Source organism: Pseudomonas sp. GL-B-12 (assembly GCF_019955895.1).
Taxonomy (GTDB): Bacteria; Pseudomonadota; Gammaproteobacteria; order Pseudomonadales; family Pseudomonadaceae; genus Aquipseudomonas.
The window spans coordinates 15,436-31,975 of sequence record NZ_JAHBCX010000052.1; the positions used below are offsets into that span (position 1 = coordinate 15,436).

At 60.2% G+C, this 16,540-nt stretch carries 21 protein-coding genes and 1 pseudogene; 9 read left to right on the top strand and 13 right to left on the bottom strand.

Features of this window, described 5'->3' with window-relative positions; genetic code table 11:
• Positions 1 to 53: 53 nt before the first annotated feature.
• Both KGA85_RS25005 and KGA85_RS25010 read right to left on the bottom strand, forming a co-directional pair.
• The gene (locus KGA85_RS25005) at positions 54 to 257 is read right to left on the bottom strand and encodes a hypothetical protein (RefSeq protein ID WP_223460205.1); all 204 of its coding nucleotides are present in this window, start codon (positions 255 to 257) and stop codon (positions 54 to 56) included.
• A complete protein-coding gene (locus KGA85_RS25010; RefSeq protein WP_007986246.1) occupies positions 257 to 727 on the bottom strand; it encodes a hypothetical protein in 471 nt (156 codons plus the stop codon). The genes KGA85_RS25005 and KGA85_RS25010 overlap by 1 nt, the downstream gene beginning before the upstream one ends.
• Before the next feature lie 412 nt (positions 728 to 1,139).
• On the opposite strand from KGA85_RS25010, the gene KGA85_RS25015 reads away from it, so the two are divergent.
• Positions 1,140 to 1,388, top strand: coding sequence for a hypothetical protein (locus KGA85_RS25015; RefSeq protein WP_223460203.1), 249 nt, complete (start codon positions 1,140 to 1,142; stop codon positions 1,386 to 1,388).
• A 161-nt stretch (positions 1,389 to 1,549) separates the two neighbouring features.
• On the top strand, positions 1,550 to 1,780 hold the full coding sequence (locus tag KGA85_RS25020; RefSeq protein WP_223460201.1) for a hypothetical protein: 231 nt from the start codon (positions 1,550 to 1,552) through the stop codon (positions 1,778 to 1,780).
• A gap of 87 nt (positions 1,781 to 1,867) precedes the next feature.
• Here KGA85_RS25020 and KGA85_RS25025 read toward each other — a convergent pair whose 3' ends face one another.
• From KGA85_RS25025 to KGA85_RS25035, 3 genes are all read right to left on the bottom strand, one after another.
• On the bottom strand, positions 1,868 to 2,071 hold the full coding sequence (locus KGA85_RS25025; RefSeq protein WP_223460199.1) for a hypothetical protein: 204 nt from the start codon (positions 2,069 to 2,071) through the stop codon (positions 1,868 to 1,870).
• Positions 2,072 to 2,200: 129 nt separating this feature from the next.
• The gene (locus KGA85_RS25030; protein WP_411741688.1) at positions 2,201 to 3,808 is read right to left on the bottom strand and encodes a methyl-accepting chemotaxis protein; all 1,608 of its coding nucleotides are present in this window, start codon (positions 3,806 to 3,808) and stop codon (positions 2,201 to 2,203) included.
• Positions 3,809 to 4,043: 235 nt separating this feature from the next.
• The gene (locus KGA85_RS25035) at positions 4,044 to 4,448 is read right to left on the bottom strand and encodes a TraR/DksA family transcriptional regulator (RefSeq protein ID WP_007907888.1); all 405 of its coding nucleotides are present in this window, start codon (positions 4,446 to 4,448) and stop codon (positions 4,044 to 4,046) included.
• Positions 4,449 to 4,818: 370 nt separating this feature from the next.
• On the opposite strand from KGA85_RS25035, the gene KGA85_RS25040 reads away from it, so the two are divergent.
• The 4 genes and pseudogenes from KGA85_RS25040 to KGA85_RS31480 all read left to right on the top strand — a co-directional run.
• Positions 4,819 to 5,424 carry a glutathione S-transferase gene (locus KGA85_RS25040; RefSeq protein ID WP_223460197.1) on the top strand — a complete coding sequence of 202 codons (606 nt, stop codon included), beginning with the start codon at positions 4,819 to 4,821 and terminating at the stop codon, positions 5,422 to 5,424.
• A gap of 210 nt (positions 5,425 to 5,634) precedes the next feature.
• Positions 5,635 to 6,318: a response regulator transcription factor gene (locus KGA85_RS25045; protein WP_020796732.1), complete on the top strand. Its 684-nt coding sequence runs from the start codon at positions 5,635 to 5,637 to the stop codon at positions 6,316 to 6,318.
• Complete coding sequence (locus KGA85_RS25050) at positions 6,296 to 7,699, top strand: sensor histidine kinase (RefSeq protein ID WP_223460195.1); 1,404 nt, start codon at positions 6,296 to 6,298, stop codon at positions 7,697 to 7,699. The genes KGA85_RS25045 and KGA85_RS25050 overlap by 23 nt, the downstream gene beginning before the upstream one ends.
• Positions 7,700 to 7,899: 200 nt before the next feature.
• Positions 7,900 to 8,094 (top strand): annotated as a pseudogene (locus KGA85_RS31480) (LysR family transcriptional regulator); the annotation flags it as partial.
• Between the two features lie 65 nt (positions 8,095 to 8,159).
• Here KGA85_RS31480 and KGA85_RS25060 read toward each other — a convergent pair.
• A complete protein-coding gene (locus tag KGA85_RS25060) occupies positions 8,160 to 8,756 on the bottom strand; it encodes a DinB family protein (protein WP_223460193.1) in 597 nt (198 codons plus the stop codon).
• Positions 8,757 to 9,016: 260 nt separating this feature from the next.
• Here KGA85_RS25060 and KGA85_RS25065 point away from each other — a divergent pair, with 260 nt between their 5' ends.
• Positions 9,017 to 9,337 (top strand): DUF2388 domain-containing protein, encoded by a 321-nt coding sequence (locus KGA85_RS25065; RefSeq protein WP_223460191.1) that lies wholly within the window; start codon positions 9,017 to 9,019, stop codon positions 9,335 to 9,337.
• A gap of 53 nt (positions 9,338 to 9,390) precedes the next feature.
• Here KGA85_RS25065 and KGA85_RS25070 read toward each other — a convergent pair whose 3' ends face one another.
• Together KGA85_RS25070 and KGA85_RS25075 are read right to left on the bottom strand one after the other, a co-directional pair.
• Entirely contained in the window at positions 9,391 to 10,323 is a 933-nt protein-coding gene (locus tag KGA85_RS25070; RefSeq protein ID WP_223537849.1) for a pyridoxal-phosphate dependent enzyme, read from the bottom strand.
• 102 nt (positions 10,324 to 10,425) lie between these two features.
• On the bottom strand, positions 10,426 to 11,217 hold the full coding sequence (locus tag KGA85_RS25075) for an SDR family NAD(P)-dependent oxidoreductase (protein ID WP_223533510.1): 792 nt from the start codon (positions 11,215 to 11,217) through the stop codon (positions 10,426 to 10,428).
• A gap of 124 nt (positions 11,218 to 11,341) precedes the next feature.
• Between KGA85_RS25075 and KGA85_RS25080 the strand changes: the two genes are divergently transcribed.
• Together KGA85_RS25080 and KGA85_RS25085 are read left to right on the top strand one after the other, a co-directional pair.
• On the top strand, positions 11,342 to 12,286 hold the full coding sequence (locus KGA85_RS25080; protein ID WP_223543461.1) for a GlxA family transcriptional regulator: 945 nt from the start codon (positions 11,342 to 11,344) through the stop codon (positions 12,284 to 12,286).
• Between the two features lie 72 nt (positions 12,287 to 12,358).
• Positions 12,359 to 13,018, top strand: a complete 660-nt coding sequence (locus KGA85_RS25085) for a methyltransferase family protein (protein ID WP_223543462.1) — start codon at positions 12,359 to 12,361, stop codon at positions 13,016 to 13,018.
• Positions 13,019 to 13,140: 122 nt separating this feature from the next.
• On the opposite strand, the gene KGA85_RS25095 is transcribed toward KGA85_RS25085, so the two are convergent.
• The 5 genes from KGA85_RS25095 to KGA85_RS25115 all read right to left on the bottom strand — a co-directional run bounded on the left by KGA85_RS25095 (position 13,141) and on the right by KGA85_RS25115 (position 16,319).
• Complete coding sequence (locus KGA85_RS25095) at positions 13,141 to 13,806, bottom strand: HAD family hydrolase (RefSeq protein WP_223453492.1); 666 nt, start codon at positions 13,804 to 13,806, stop codon at positions 13,141 to 13,143.
• Positions 13,807 to 13,866: 60 nt separating this feature from the next.
• A complete protein-coding gene (locus KGA85_RS25100) occupies positions 13,867 to 14,274 on the bottom strand; it encodes a response regulator (RefSeq protein ID WP_223453493.1) in 408 nt (135 codons plus the stop codon).
• A gap of 322 nt (positions 14,275 to 14,596) precedes the next feature.
• The gene (locus tag KGA85_RS25105) at positions 14,597 to 14,866 is read right to left on the bottom strand and encodes a pentapeptide MXKDX repeat protein (protein ID WP_223453495.1); all 270 of its coding nucleotides are present in this window, start codon (positions 14,864 to 14,866) and stop codon (positions 14,597 to 14,599) included.
• 53 nt (positions 14,867 to 14,919) lie between these two features.
• Positions 14,920 to 15,705 (bottom strand): molybdopterin-dependent oxidoreductase, encoded by a 786-nt coding sequence (locus KGA85_RS25110; protein WP_223453497.1) that lies wholly within the window; start codon positions 15,703 to 15,705, stop codon positions 14,920 to 14,922.
• Positions 15,702 to 16,319, bottom strand: coding sequence for a cytochrome b/b6 domain-containing protein (locus tag KGA85_RS25115; RefSeq protein WP_223533506.1), 618 nt, complete (start codon positions 16,317 to 16,319; stop codon positions 15,702 to 15,704). The genes KGA85_RS25110 and KGA85_RS25115 overlap by 4 nt, the downstream gene beginning before the upstream one ends.
• Positions 16,320 to 16,540: the final 221 nt, after the last annotated feature.

Consider the following 16,540-nt stretch of genomic DNA (forward strand, 5'->3'; position numbering starts at 1 on the left):
GAATACTCAGTCCACTGACTGTAGTAGAGGTTCGTGCTTTCGAGGTGCATGGGTCAGTTTTCGGAGGTTTCCTGCATACGCATCAGCTCTCGTCTGACCATGCTGGCGTATGCCGCCGGTTGCAGTTGGTAAAGCTGTGACGCCACCCAATTCAGCCAGGCTCCCTGCAGAATGGTCTTCTGCCCGAACAGCCGCCGCGCTTCGTCTTGCGCGCTGGCCAGGTTCTGTTCGTGGAAGTCGGCGCGGGTCAGGGTCATCACTCGCTGGCCTTGAAAGTCACCAGTTCGCCCTTGCGCCACTTGGCTGCCTTGGCTGTCACGGCCTTGAGGGTCTTGGTCAGGCCTTCCTGCAACTGTTGATGGGCGGCGAACACCATCACCACGCTGTGACCTTCCTTGAACACGATCCCCTGACCGTCGGCCGTGGTCACGAAGGCGTAATCGCCAATGCCGTAAACCGTCAGCTTGATATCGCGGAACTTGATGTCCAGCTTGCCGCCTTCGCGACTGGGCAGCACGGACGCGCTGAAATGATCGCCGACCTTGAGTTTGAGTCCGGGCTTGTCGTCCACCACCAGGGCTGATTCGGTGTCGATTTCGGCAATGTAAATGCCTTCAGCGTTCTGTTCAGTGATGTAAACGAAACGTGACTGAAACTGCTTGACCAGCTTTGCGCGCAAATCACCCAGCACGAACAAAGCATGCATATCGAGATTACTTACTGCCAAGGAAACATCCCCACATCTGAAAAATGGTGCCGTGCGCGAAAAATAAACGCACAGCCAAAAAAGCGGTAATGCCGAAGGTGTAGCCAAAGAACCCGGATTGAAGTCCTGAATGAGCAGTGCACTCATTCATCACGAAGCTTGAGAAGACTACTGGAACGTCACTCGAGTCGTCCTGCCTGGCGTTCGTCACAGGCTGAAGGAAAACGCCCTCCCTGCTGCCAGAAAATCATGGACTATCAACTCCGGGGAAAAATCTCATCAAGAAAAAATCTTTTCCTACATATCGTCCGCAAAAAATTGCTTTAGATAAACATCATTCACCCACCAGTGGGGGTGATTCTAGAGCAGCGATGCTCTTGGAGACTAGCCAAAACGACGTACATACGTCGGTAAACAATGAAAAGGACTTCATATGTGCACGCTGACTCACTTTGCTTATCCCTTGGCGCCTGACTCAGAAACAGCGCCGATCCCGCACCCGATACGGTTGCGCGTACACGAACCGCTTCCCGATGTCCCGGCGCACCCGCGATTTCAAGTGGTGATGGCGGGCATTGCCTTCTTTCATATCAAGGATATTTCGACAGGCTGCGTAAGAGGTTTCCGAGCTGATCATAACGAAGCCTGTGCCCTCGCCCGGTTTCTGGAATCGCATTGTTGACATGCCCGCCATGCTCATTTCCATCGACGTTTCGTCTGCCCGCCGACTTATCTCAGCCGTCGACGGGCAACTACTGCCATACTGCCCGCCAAATAAAACGGACCCGCAGAAAATCGGGTTGCGTTGACAACAACAATGTATTTCCAGGGGAAGTCGGCAACGTGACGGAATTTGATATCGGCGAGTTTTTTATCCGGGGTGAAGCCAGAGAAGTCGAGGGTGAATTCCAGGCCGTGATTGTCATGCGGGCCAAACCACCGCTGAAGACCGTGACGTATCACCAGGTCGAAAAGGATCGCTGGTTCAAAACCCCGGATGTCGCTGCCATTGCGGCCCAGGAATCGGCCCGGGAACTGAAGGACGCGGTCGATGCGGGTGCATTGAAAGCCTGATTGCCGGGTTGGCGGTGAGCGAAGACGCTGACTGGGCGCGGGTGGTCGACGACCTGACCTGCGCATGCACCAGACGCCCTGACCACCTCAATGCAGGCTGTCAGGACTTTCGGCGCTCAATTGCGCCAGCCAGGCGGCCTTGCACTCCTCCGCTTCATCGCGACTGGAGAACGCCGTGCCCCGGCGCTCGCCATTGAGCAACACGACCCAGCAGACCCTGCGCCCCATGGATCGCAAATTGGCGGGTACACCGCTGCCGATCATGACCGCGACATCAACTTTGCCTTGCATGCTGACCTCTCGAAATTAATTAGCAACCTAATTAGTAGGTATGTTAATCAGTTTAACGACGAGGAAACAGCAAAACCCTGCACAGGTTCATTGCAGGATTCGTAACAATCGTCCGGCAGCCCGGGGTTTCTAGCGTGGCTTTTCCGGCTTGTAGCCCAGGCGCAAACCGCCCCAATGCCGGCCCTTGAGCATGATCGGCACCGAAAGATCGTGCATTAACTCGCCGGTGTCGCGTGTATAGGTTTGCAGCAGCACGGCCTTCTGATGGCTGCCGCAGCGGATCCCGGTGCGGTCAGCGAACTTGCGTTTGGTCCGGTTCTGCAAGGCATCGACCTGCGCATCGCCCGTCAGCGGCTGGTTGAACGCCTTGTTATGGGTCGGCACATAACCCTGCTGGGTGCAGGCGATGGCGAACACCAATCCTTCGTGACGCGGTAACAACGGTTCTTGAATCGTAGGCAACACCTGATCGGTGTAGCGGTCGAAACGCGTCTGGTACTTGGTCGGGCTGGTATTGGGGATGGCCTGGTAATTGCGGTCGAACAGATCGTCGAGGCTGATTCGACCGGCATCGATATCCGCTTCGAAACGCGCTGCAATCTGGCTCGCGGCGTCCCGGGCCAGGTCATAGATCCGCTGGTGATAGTCATCCAGCCCCACCTCGGCAAGACGCTCGCTGATGGTTTCGGCCTGCCCCTCCATTTGCACTGCCGCATGGGCCAGACGCTGAGTCTGCTGGTCGCTGACCGCAAGATCGCTGCGCATCTGTTCGATGGCGTGAAACAGGCTGTCGAGTTGTTCGCGGTTGGTGTCTGCCCCTTGGGCGATCTCTCCGACCTGGGACTCGACACTGGCCGCCAGACGGGCAATGTTCTCCAGGTGCTGCCCCGTGCGCTCTACCTGCTCGACGCCGGAGTCAAGGTCGCTGGACAGTTGGCGGATCTGCTCCACCACCTGCGCCGTGCGTTGCTGGATATCGGCCACCATTTCGCCGACTTCGCCCGTGGCGGTCGCCGTGCGTGCGGCGAGCCCGCGAACCTCGTCGGCCACTACTGCAAACCCGCGACCGTGCTCCCCCGCCCGCGCCGCCTCTATCGCTGCGTTCAACGCCAGCAGGTTGGTCTGGCTGGCGATGGACTGAATCACCAGGGTCACCCGCTGGATATCATCGCTGCGCAGGCTCAAGGCTTCGATCAGTTCACGGCTGTTGCCGGCGCGCTGGCTGAGCTGATGCATGCGCGCAATGGACTCGATCAATTCCGTACGCCCGACCACTCCGCTCTGATGAGCTTCGCTGGCGGCACTGAGCGCCTGGCGACTGAGCGTCGAGGTGGCCTGTTCGGTGCTGATCATGACCTCGGCATTGCTGACGATCTGTGCCGCCGCCTTGAGCTGCGATTGCAGTTTTTCCGCCAATTGCCGAACCGAAAACGCCACACCGGCGGCTGACAGTGCGTTATGGCTGGTGGTGCAGGAAAGATCGCGAGTCAACTCGCCGATGGCATCGGGGTTGGCGGGGCAAGCAGCCTTCGGGGTCGCGCGCGCGCGCAGTCGAGGCAGCCAGATAATCAATACGGCCAGGGGCAGGCCAAGGTAGAGCGACCCGTCGCCCAGCGTCATGCCACTTAACAACAGCATCAGGGCGATGCTTTGCAGCGTTGGCGTCAGCCAGCGGTTGTTCGGCAACAGCACGGGTGCGGGCACTGCCGCAACCAGAGACCCGTCTCTCGTCATCATCGTCACCCCGGAAAGCTTCTAATTGTTGTCTTCGCATTAAACGCCACTATAAAGCCATTATCCATGAGCCTTTAGTCGCGAACGTTGCAGCAGATCAATAGAAGAACCGGGAAATCGAAGACGGCAGAAAACAAAGATCGCAGCCTGCGGCAGCGCCCTACTTCAATTGCGTAGGAACTGCCGCAGGCTGCGATCTTTTCAAGGCAGCCCGGATCAAAGGGGCTGCCCCGCGGAATCAGGCCTGACGCTGGTGCTTGTCGATTTGCTCGTGACGTTCCTGAGCTTCGATGCAGTACTTGGTGGTCGGGCTGATCAGCAGGCGCTTGAGGCCAATCGCCTCGCCGCTGTCGTCGCACCAGCCGAAGCTGTCTTCCTTGATGCGCTCAAGGGCTTGTTCCAACTGAGGCAGCATGCGCTGGTCGCGATCGATCGCGTTCACCAGCCAGGTGCGCTCTTCTTCGACCGAAGCCGCGTCTGCCGGATCAGCCGGGGTATCCAGGCTTTCGATGGCAATGCGGTTCTGTTCGATGCGCTCATGGGTTTCGACTTTCATGTTCTGCAACAGCTCGGAGAAAAAAGCATGTTGCTCGGCATTCATGTAGTCATCCGCCGGCATGGCCAGCAACTTGTCCTTTGTCATTGATATCTCTATAAAAAAACGTGCATTAAGGCGAATAAGGGAGCGTTCCGGCAGACCTGGGCAGGCCATCGGAAAGGCGCCGTTTGTTCCAAGCGCCACCCGGCACTCAATTTACGAGGGGCGGCAGTCTACGGCCGACTTGAGGCCTCAGCAACCGAAAAGACAGCGAATTTGTCCGACAAAGCCCTGAAAATGCTCTATGGCAGGCTTTGAGGCGGTAATCGGAGTGCGTTTATAGCAAGAAATTCAATCGAGCGGCTGTATATAGAAGACAAACGGCTTGCACCGGGCATTATTCACGGTCATTTGCAGGGCAGCGAACCTCAGCTAAGGTTGTCCCTCCCGAAATGGCCATATAAAGGAAAGGATCATGAAGCTGATCGGAATGCTGGACTCGCCCTATGTAAGACGCGCCGCCATTTCTGCCAAATGCCTGGGAATCACGCTGGAACATCAATCGGTCTCGGTGTTCCGCCACTTCGAACAATTCCAGCAGATCAACCCGGTGGTCAAGGCGCCCACCCTGGTGCTGGATGACGGTGAGGTGTTGATGGATTCGACGCTGATCATCGATTACCTGGAAACCCTGGCCGAAAACAGCCTGATGCCCGTCGAAGCGAGTCAGCGCCTGCGCGCGTTACGCCTGATTGGCCTGGCGCTGGCCGCCAGCGAAAAGTCCGTGCAGCTTTACTACGAGCGCAGCCTGCGGCCGGCGGAGATTCAATTCGAACCTTGGGTTGAGCGGGTAGAAGGACAACTGACGGCAGCCTATTCAGCGCTGGAGCGGGAGCTGGAAAAGCAGCCGCTGAAGACTGACGGTTCGATCGAGCAGGACGGCATTACCCTCGCCGTAGCCTGGAGCTTTACCAATCTGGTAGTGCCGGATCAGGTGAATGCGGCGCAGTTTCCGCGGATTGCAGCGTTCACGAAGTTTGCCGAAGGGCTTGAGGTGTTTGTCAGTACGCCGATTGACTGACAGATTCACTTTGCCTGTTCTGTCGTCATCGTCGGAACGCCGCCCGGAGCAGGCTTGCTCCCACAGGGGATTGCGGTGAACGGGGATGTTCAGCGGGATCTGCGCATTGACCGAAGCCCGGAGCTTCCATGAACTTTTATTTAGAAAGCCTGCGATCATTTCTTGGCAAAATGCCGCACAACGTTGTGAACATTTAATCAGGCCAGCCTTATGACCCGCATCTTGACCATCGAAGACGACGCCGTGACCGCCCGGGAAATTGTCGCCGAACTGAGTAGCCACGGCCTCGACGTCGACTGGGTCGACAATGGCCGCGAAGGGCTGGAGCGTGCGGTCAGCGGCAACTATGACCTGATCACCCTCGACCGCATGTTGCCCGAGCTCGATGGCCTGGCGATTGTCACCACGCTGCGGACCATGGGCGTGGCCACGCCGATCCTGATGATCAGCGCACTGTCCGACGTCGATGAGCGCGTGCGCGGCTTGCGCGCCGGTGGCGACGACTACCTGACCAAACCCTTCGCCACCGATGAAATGGCCGCCCGGGTCGAAGTCCTGCTGCGCCGGCAGAACACCGTGACTGCCCAGGCCACCACGCTGCGGGTAGCGGATCTGGAGCTGAACCTGATCAGCCACGAAGCCAGCCGCGACGGTCAACTGCTGACGCTGTTGCCCACCGAATACAAACTGCTGGAATTCCTGATGCGCAATACCGGGCAAATCCTCTCGCGGATGATGATTTTCGAAGAAGTCTGGGGTTACCACTTCGACCCCGGCACCAACCTGATCGACGTACACATCGGCCGTCTGCGCAAGAAGATCGACCCGCCTGGCAATGTCCCACTGATTCGGACCGTGCGAGGCTCGGGTTATGTCATTGCCGAACCCGTCTAAAGGCTGGCGCTCTTCCAGCAGTCGTCTGCTGGCGCTCTACAGTTCGCTGTTCGTGCTCTGGAGCGGGATTCTCATGGGGGTCATGTACTACGAGGTTTCCGCTTACCTGGACAACCTGGCCAAGCATTCGCTGATGCAACGCCAGCACCTGTTTTCGCGCTTCTCGGGTGAACAACTGGTGGACGCCCTCGCCGTCAGCATGACCTTCGACATCCGCGGCATCGACGCCTACGGCCTGTTCGATGCCCGACACCGTTACCTCAGCGGCGCCCTGCGCTACATTCCGGATGGCTTGCCGCTCGATGGCAAGATCCACATGCTGCGCGATTGCGATGCCTCCGACGACAGCGACGACCAGACGCTGCCCGCCGACAGTTGCGACGCCGTGGCGACCCGCACCCTCGACGGCCGCTGGCTGGTGCTGGTGCGCGACAACGGTTCGCTGTTCGCCGTGACCCGGATCATCCTTCACGCCTTGTTCTGGGGTGTGACCCTGACCATTGTGCCGGGCATCGTCGGCTGGTCTTTGCTGCGGCGCCGGCCGTTGCGGCGCATTCGCGGGATTCAGGCCAGTGCCGAAGCCATCGTCGCCGGCGACCTGAGCCGGCGCTTGCCACTGTCCAATCGGCGTGACGAACTGGACATGCTCGCCGCCATCGTCAACGCCATGCTCGAACGCATCGAACGCCTGATGAACGAGGTCAAGGGCGTGTGCGATAACATCGCCCATGACCTGCGCACGCCCCTGACCCGTCTGCGCGCGCAGCTTTACCGCATGCAGCAGCAAGCCGGCGAAGGCTCGCCGCAGGCCATGCAACTGGACTTGGTGCTGGCCGAGGCCGATACGCTGATGGCGCGCTTCCGTGGATTGCTGCGAATTTCCGAACTGGAAGACCGCCAGCGCCGCTCCGGTTTCGTGCAAGTGGACCCAGTGGCGTTGCTGCAAGAGCTGCATGAGTTCTACCTGCCCCTGGCGGAGGACGACGGCCTGGTGTTCCAGCTGCACCTGCCCGCGTCATTGCCACCCCTCCATGGCGACCGCGCACTGCTGTTCGAAGCGGTGGCGAACCTGCTCAGCAACTCGATCAAATTCACCCCGCCCGGTGGCGCGGTGGTCTTGCGCGGGGTCAATGCTGGCGGGCACACGCGGATCGAAGTGCTCGACTCCGGCCCGGGCATTCCCGAGGCGGAACGTGAAGCGGTATTCCAGCGTTTCTATCGCGCCGAGGCGGGCAATCATAAAAGCGGCTTCGGGCTGGGGCTGTCCATCGTCGCGGCGATTGTCAGCCTGCACGGGTTTACCCTGGAGGTGGGCAGTAGCGAACTGGGTGGCGCGCGGCTGGTGCTCGATTGCCGGCAGAGTCTGATTCCCCCGGCCTGATACAAATCTGCCTGAGCTGACACAGACCGTGTGGGAGCGAGCTTGCTCCGGGCGGCGTTCCGACGATGGCGATCCGTCAGGCAATGATGATTCGACTGACACGCCCTCTTCGCGAGCAAGCTCGCTCCCACAGGTTGCGCGTCTTTCCTGAACGTTTGATGCTTAACTGAGAAGACTCCAAAAGCCACCGAGCCAACACCATGAACCGCAACGACCTGCGTCGCGTGGACATGAACCTGTTGGTGATTTTCGAAACTCTGATGTTCGAAAAGAACCTGACCCGGGCCGGGGAAAAACTGTTTCTCGGCCAACCCGCCGTCAGTGCGTCGCTGGCAAAGTTGCGCGATCTGTTCGACGACCCGTTGCTGGTGCGCAACGGACGAACCCTGGAGCCAGCTACGGGCGGACGAGGCGCCGTTTGATATCAACCTGTCCGAACTGTCGATGGTCTGGAACGGGGTCAACGATAACGATCCGGCAGAACGCTGGTTGCGCTCGAAAATTGCACAGCACATGGCGGCGCCACTATCGGGGCGTTGTTCGACTGCAGGACCACCGGCTCGGACTCGCGCAAATACACCGGCATGTCGGTCACCGGTGGCATGGCCGGGATCTCGAAGTACATCTGCACCACCCAGCCACGGTGATAGCTGGCGTGGTTGACCACATGCATCAGCATCGCGCCAGCGCTCATGGTGCCGCTCTCGCCCGAGACAAAGGTGAATTCCAGGGGCTTGTCCAGGGAGGCATCGGTTTGCCGGGCGCTCCAGTCGCAGTACCAGCGATCGATTTCTTTTTGCGCCAGGCGCAGTTCGGACAGATCGGCATGCAGCAGGTCGTGTGAAGTCTTGAAGCCATGCCCCCGGCCTTCGAGATGCGCCTGCCAGATGCAATCCACCACGTACACGTGATTGAGGGTGCCGATCATGTTTTTGAACACCGACACCCGTTCTTTTTTGACTTCGCCCGGAGGGAGCGCCGCGAGGCTGTCAAAGAGGCGCTGATTGGCCCAGCGTTTGTAATCGGCCAGCAGGCAGGCAGTGCGTACGGTGATCATCAGAGTTCTCCGATGGCAGTAAGCGCACCCCCTAGCATAGACCCGATGGCCGCAAAGCAGCGCCAGCACTGATCATCGGTCGTTCAGCTACGCCATGTTCGGCGCAGCTGCTGCTATTGAAATCGGCAGCAGCAAGGCCATGAACTGATCGGCGTTGTCGGCAATAAAGCGGAAACGCTCCACGGAACTCTCGGCAACCACCGCGCATCCTAAATTATGTGGTACTTCCCTTATGCTTCATGCTGTCGGAGGACACCGTCATGCGCCGTCTGTTTATCATTTCTTCTCTGGTACTTTGTTTGCCCGCAGGTTCCGCTATGGCCAAAGTGGATGCCGAAGATGTCGCCACCTCGGCCGGGGTTTCCGCCTCGCTTTATTCGACGTTCAAAGACGACAAACTCATGATTCCCGCCCGGGATGACGCTTCCAGCTTCGTCGCCAGTGGCGGTGCGATTCGTGGTGCGTATCTGGAGGCGGTGTTGAAAAAGATCCGTCAGGACAATCCCGCCCTCAACAACGCAAGTGACGAAGACCTGGCCCGCGCCATTCTCGTCCAGGAAGGCGTTGCCGCTGATCATTGAAGATCGTCATCGCCAGCGGTGGGGCTTGTGACACCGGGATAGCGTTTCCAGCCCTACCTGGCGTGTGTGCCAGTGGACAAGCGTGCCCACCCGGCCACGAGTTGCGCGTTGATACTCACTCCGCCGCACACCACGATCACCACGTCATGGGCATCGGCAATCGCCGGGTGATCGAGGTAGGCAAGCGCCAATGAAACCCCGCACGCCGGCTCGACCAGCTGCCGCAAATCGTTGGCATAACGCACCACGCCCATGATCGCTTCATCATCACTGAGCACCACGCACTCATGGGGAAAATCGCCGATGTGCCTGACCGGCCAGGCGGCCACTTGCGCGGCGCCCAGGGACGTGGCGACGGTGTCGATTTTCGCCAATCTGACCGGGTGCCCGGCCGCCACCGCCGCGGCGAACGACGCCGCGCCTTCGGTTTCGCAGGCAATGATGCGGCAATCGGTGCGCCCATGACGAGTCAGACCGGTGAGCAGCCCCGCCAGCAGGCCACCGCCGCCCACCGATGTCACCAGCGCATCGACTTGCGGGCAGTCTTCAAGGATTTCATCGACCATTGTGCTGTGCCCTTCCCACAACACCGGATGGTCGAAGGCCGGCACGAATTCGCTGTGTGGGTCCTGGGCGAGTTCCTGTGCCCGTTGATTGGCTTCGTCCCAGACCTTGCCGTGCACAATCACCTCGGCGCCGGTCTTGCTGATCCGCGCCCGGGTACTTTGCGGGGTGGTGTGCGGTACCACGATGCATGCCTTGAGCCCCAGGCGGGCAGCGGCCATGGCCGTGGCCAGCCCCGCGTTCCCGGCGGAGGGACAGACCACCTTGCGCTTGCCCTGCTGCTGAGCCCGGCTGCACAGCAAACCCATGCCGCGTAACTTGAACGAGCCGCTGGGTTGCAGGTTTTCCAGTTTCAGCCAGATACGGCGGGTCGGGGTCGACAGGCCAGGGTGCAGGATCAAAGGCGTTCGGATGTGAAGCATATGGGCTCCTGTTACACGCCACCGGCTCGCCGAGCTTGCGCGAGCCGGTGGTGAACGGTCCTCTCTCCCAAGCTTAGTTCACCCGGCCTCGGGGCGACCGTCTCAGCGATAACGCGGCGCCGCCACGGAGTTGCCAAACAACCCGGACAGCGTCCGGCGCTGGGCTTCGTAACGGTCCCACTGGCTGCCATCGTGCAAGCCTGGAATGGTCACCACTTCGCCGGCTGCCAGGCCAGCGAGTGCGGCATCGACCATGTCTTCGGCGGACATCACGATTTCCTGCGGCAGGTTCTCCACCGGGTTGCCGGCCTCGCTCCAGAAATCGGTGGCGGTCGCCCCCGGCAACACAGCCTGGATGCGTACGCCCTTGTCCGCCAGTTCATGCTGCATCGACTGGCTCAGGCTCAAGACGAACGCCTTGCTCCCGCCGTACACGCCGTTGAGGATTTCCGGAGCGATGGCGACGATGGAGGCGATATTGATCACGGTGCCGGTGCCCCGGGCGACGAAGCCGGGTACGGCGGCATAGGCCAGGCGCATCAACGCCGTCACGTTGAGGTTGATCATCGCTTCCATGTCGTCCACGGGACTGCCAAGCAGCGGCATGACGCCACCGACCCCGGCGTTGTTGACCAACAGGGTGATGCTGGCGTCGTTATGCAGGATCTGTTCGACCCGCAGCGAATCCGCCTTGTTCGTCAGGTCGGCGGCCACCACCTCCACGGTGCGCCCGGTTTCGTCGCTCAAATGGTTGGCCAGGGCATTGAGCTTGCCCTGGCTGCGGGCCACCAGGATCAGGTCGTAACCCTGCCGGGCCAGGCGGTCGGCATACACCGCGCCAATGCCCGAAGAAGCGCCGGTGATCAGTGCAGTGCCTTTGGATGAGAGCGCCATGGTGCAATTCCTCTACGGTGAGGCGAGAGATTCGCCGGGTGCTGACCGTTATAAAGGGGCTTACGATTGTCTCAAATGACGTTTAAAGTACGTTTTTAGGACGCAACCGTTTGAGGGCAGGCCAATGATCCGCGTGGCGTTCGTGGTTTTCGAGGGTTTCCAGTCCATGGCGCTGGCCGCCATGCCGGTGTTCGAGTACGCCAATTTCAGTGCCGCAGAGGCGCTGTATGACGTGCGCGTGCTGTCGGAAAACGGTCACAACCTACGCGCCTCCGGCGGCTTGAGCGTCGGTACCGAGGCCTTCGACGGGCGCGTGTTCGACACGGTGATCGTGGTCGGCGGCGACTCCATCGTCGAACAGGCACCCGAGGCCGTGCTGGATTACCTGCGGGCCAGCATCAACACCGCGCGGCGTACGGCGTCGATCTGCTCCGGGGCGTTCGTCATGGCCCAGGCTGGCTTGCTCGACGGACGGCGGGCCACCACCCACTGGGCCTATGCCCGGGAACTGCAGGCGCGGTTTCCGTCGATCAAGGTTGAGGCCGATCGCATCTATGTGATCGACGGTTCGATCTGGACCTCCGCCGGCATGACGGCGGGTATCGACCTCGCCCTGGCCATGGTGGAAAAAGACCACGGCGCCGAGCTGGCCCGGGCCGTGGCGCAGAAACTGGTGATGTACCACCGCCGCGCGGGCGGCCAGTCGCAGCACTCGGCGTTGCTGGAGCTGGAGCCGAAATCCGATCGTATCCAAACCGTGCTCGGCTACGCCCGGGAACACCTGGCCCAGCCCCTTTCGGTAGAGCAACTGGCACAAGTGGCCAACCTCAGCCCCCGGCAATTCAGCCGGGCGTTTCGCGCCGAAACCGGGCAATCGCCGGCCAAGGCCATCGAAAACCTGCGCCTGGAAGCGGCGCGACAGATGCTCGAACGCGGACGCCTGACCCTCGACCAGATCGCTGTGGAAACCGGGTTCACTGACCGCCGGCGCATGCGCGAAACGTTCCTGCGGGTGTTCGGGCAACCGCCACAGGTGATTCGGCGCAATGCGCGAGCAGAGGTGCCTTGATCGCGCCCTCGCCCGGCTTGGGAAGCATCGGAATCTACACTGAACCTGACGGAGGTTACTTTTGGAGGCACCATGAAAATTTCGGCCAAACTGGCGTTTTTCGCCGTCGTCAGCACCCTCGCCTACCTCGCCCTGGCAATCTGGGGGCTGGGTGGTTTCACGGCTTACTTCAGCCACGGTTCACTGGTCGTCATTGCCCTGGCGACCCTGATCATGGCCGTCGTATCACTGTTCACCGAAGTCAACCTGAGTTCGGGGGAACGCGAAGACCGGGCCAACCGCTGGGTCATTCCGGCCTTCGGCGTGATCGGGTTGCTGAGCGGCTTTCTGCCGGCCTATACCGACCGCATCGATTTCTGGACGTTTGGCGGTGAGGGCGTGCGCTGGCTCGGGGCGCTGTTGTTTATCTTCGGCGGCGCGCTGCGGTTGTGGCCGGTGTTTGTGCTGGGCAAGCGCTTCAGTGGGCTGGTGGCCATTCAGCCGGGGCATCGACTGGTCACCGAGGGGATTTACCGCAACCTGCGCAACCCCAGTTATCTGGGGATGATGGTCATCGGCATGGGTTGGGCACTGGCCTTTCGTTCTGGTGTCGGGCTGATACTGGTGGCGCTGACGCTGATCCCGCTGATCGCGCGCATTCACGCTGAAGAAGCCTTGCTCAGGGCGCAGTTCGGCAGCGAATACGAGGCCTATTGCGCCCGCAGCTGGCGGTTAATCCCGGGACTTTACTGACAGGAACACTGATCCCCTGTGGGAGCGGGCTTGCTCGCGAAAGCGGAGTATCAGTCGACATTGCAATTGCCTGACACACCGCCTTCGCGAGCAAGCCCGCTCCCACAGGGGAAATGTGTTGCTCACAAAAACTGCAAACGAATCAGACCGTCGGCATCCACGCTCGCGGCAACCATGTCATAACCTGCCAACGTCCCATGCAACGTCTCGATCGGCTGTTCATGGGTCGCCGTGACAATCATCAAATCCGCCCCCGCCGCCTCGGCCGCCAGAATCCCCACCGTGGCGTCTTCAAAAACCAGGCACTGCCCAGGCTCGACGCCCAAACGCCGGGCCGCGAGTTGGTACCCCGCGGGGTCGGGTTTGCCAGCCGTGACGTCCTCTGCCGTCACCATCACCTCAGGCTCGGGAATCCCCGCCGCCGCCATCCGCCGCAACGCCAGCTCCCGCGGGGCGGAAGTGACAATCGCCCATTGGCTGGCTGGCAAAGACCGCAAGAATTTCGCCGCGCCAGCCACTTCGAATACCCCATCGACGTCGACGATTTCCGCTTCGGTAATCCACGCGGCTTCAGCTTCGGCGTCTACCCCGGGCAAGCCCAGGCGCCTGATGGTGTCGATGGCGCGGGCACCGTGAATGGTCGGCAGGAAGCTGTTGACATCGACACCATGGCGCACCGCCCAGGTGGTCCAGACCCGCTCGGCGGCGGCAATGGACGTCAGGACCGTACCGTCCATGTCGAACAGGAAGGCACGGTAAGTCGAGTTGAATACGGAGTGATCGGACAAGGAAAAGAACCTCGCAGGTGCCAGACGGATTTGCCCGGCAATGTAGCATCTGCGCGTAGGTCAGTTGAGTCGTTTGGACTTGAAGGTCTGGCCCACGCAATCGAGCAGTCCGCCAATCATCCAGGGTTTCTTGATGAACGAGACCGCGTGCCGCACGCCTGCGCTTTCAGGGGTTTCGAAACCGGACATGATCATGATCGGCTTGTCCGGCCAGCGATCGCCGAACTGGTTGGCCAGGTCCGCGCCGTTGAGCGTGCCGGGCATGGTGATGTCTGTCAGCAGCATGTGCACCTGCGGCGCATGCTGTTCCAGATAGATCGCTGCCGCATCCGCACTGATTTTCGGCTCGACGACAAAACCCTCCTCCTGAAGAATCTCACAGAGAAACTCCAGAATCAGCGGGTCGTCCTCAACCACCAGAATCAACCCGCCAGGAAGATCCCCACCCGCCGTCGGTACTCGACTCATGACCGTGCCGCTCCCTGATTGCCTCAATGATTTCGCAGGCTCTAACCCGCTACCTAAAAGGTATGAGCAGCGGACTCGGTGGAAATTCATTTTTGATGCAGCCAGGCGACCGGTATCAAGCGTCCTGATCAATCTTGCCCATCAGGCGGCTGCCCTGGATCACTTCATCGATGTCCTTTTGAGCGGCGACAAAAACCTGTGGGAGCGGGCTTGCTCGCGAAGGCGTAGTGTCAGTCGCTATCAATGTTGACTGATACACCGCTTTCGTCGGAACGCCGCCCGGAGCAAGCCCGCTCCCACAGGGGATTTCGGCTGTTTGGACTTATTGCGACATTTCGCTTTTTTTCATCGCATCCTTGGACATCGCATCTTTTTTCATCGCGTCCTTGGACATGCTGTCTTTGGACATGGCGTCCTTGGACATCGTATCGGTCTTCTTCATTGTGTCTTTTTTCATCGCATCCTTGGACATGGCGTCCTTGGACATCGAATCCTTGCTCATGCTGTCGTTGCTCATGGTGTCGGCGGCAAAAACACTGGCAGCACCAACGGCCAGGCACATGGACAGAACAACAGTGGTCAACTTTTTCATGATGAAACTCCTTGGAGCGTGGGTTGTGGAGGTGTGAACTGGCCAGGCACCCGTCAGCTGCCACCGAACCAGTTGTAGCCCTGGTCTTCCCAGAAGCCACCCGGATAGGTGTTAGTGACGAACATCGCCTGGATATGTTTGGGGTTCTTGTAGCCGAGCTTGGTGGGCATGCGCAGCTTCATCGGGAAGCCGTATTCGCGCGGCAGCACCGCGCCGTCATAAGTCAGCGTCAGCAGGGTTTGCGCATGCAGCGCGGTGGCCATGTCGATGCTGGTGTAGTAGTCGTCGGCGCATTTGAAACCGACGTATTTGGCGTCTGTGTCAGCGCCGATGCGTTTGAGGAAGTCGCTGAAGCGCACGCCGCCCCAACGCCCGATCGCGCTCCAGCCTTCGACGCAAATGTGCCGGGTGATCTGCTCGGTCTGGGCCATGGCGCGCAGCTCTTCGAGGCGCCAGCTGCGCTTGTCGGCGACCAGGCCCGTGACTTCCAGGCGATAGCCCTCCTCCTCCACCGTCGGCACCTCGTCGATGCCGTAAAAGGCATTGAAGGGAAACGGCCGGGTGATCATCGATTCGGGATAGGTCGGCGCCATCGCGTTGGGGTTGAACAGCCAGCCCTGCACCCGGTCGTTGAAGCGCGACATGGACGACAGCGCGGTCTCGACGCTTTCGTTGTCGGTAATGTTGCAACCGGACAACATGGCCACGCCGCCGAGGGTCAGGCCACGCAGCAGGAACGAGCGGCGCGAGCGGTCTTCGATCTGCGGGGCGAGGATCTTGCGAGCGTCGGTCAGGATCGACGCCTCGTCCAGCCCGGGTACCTGAATGCGCTTTTTCATACCTGCTCCTTGCGGCCGACGATCATGGCCAACAGCGTTTTCGGCACCAGCGCCACCATCAGCAGATGCACCGCCACGAAGGCCACCAACAGCGCCATGGCGAAGAAATGCACACGACGCGCGCCTTCGTAACCGAACAGCAATTCACGCAACAGCGGGAACTGCACCGACTTCCACAACACCAGCCCGGAGAGCACCAGCAGCGTGATGTCGACCATCACGAACAGGTAAGCGACGCGTTGCACCTGGTTGTAGTGGCTGAGGTCGGCGTGCCCGAGTTTTCCGCGCAACGCGGCCCACAGGTCATGCAGCACACCTTTGGGCGAAACCGGGAAGAAACGCCGCTTCAGGCGTCCGCTGAACAGGTTGAAGGCCAGGTAGATCAGGCCGTTGATCGCCAGTAACCACATCGCCGCGAAATGCCATTGCAGCGCACCACCCAGCCAGCCGCCGAGGGTGATCGACTTGGGAAAACTGAATTCGTAGATCGGTGAGGCGTTGTAGATGCGCCAGCCGCTGGTGACCATCACCAGCACCGCCAGGGCGTTGAGCCAGTGGGTCAGGCGTAGCCAGCGTGGATGACTGGACTTGGGTGAAGCAGTGCTCTGCGACATGTCCGGCTCCCGTTTGTTGTTGTTCGTTGGAGCCGATTATGGGAGCCGGAAGATCGCCAAATCCTCACGTAAAGTTAAATTAAACGTGATAACTGGCCTGTCACTGCTGACGCGAAGAACCTGTGGGAGCGGGCTTGCTCGCGAATGCGTAGTGTCAGTCGCTATCGATGTTGGCTGACACACCGCTTTCGCGAGCAAGCCCGCTCCCACAGGGTTTTGTG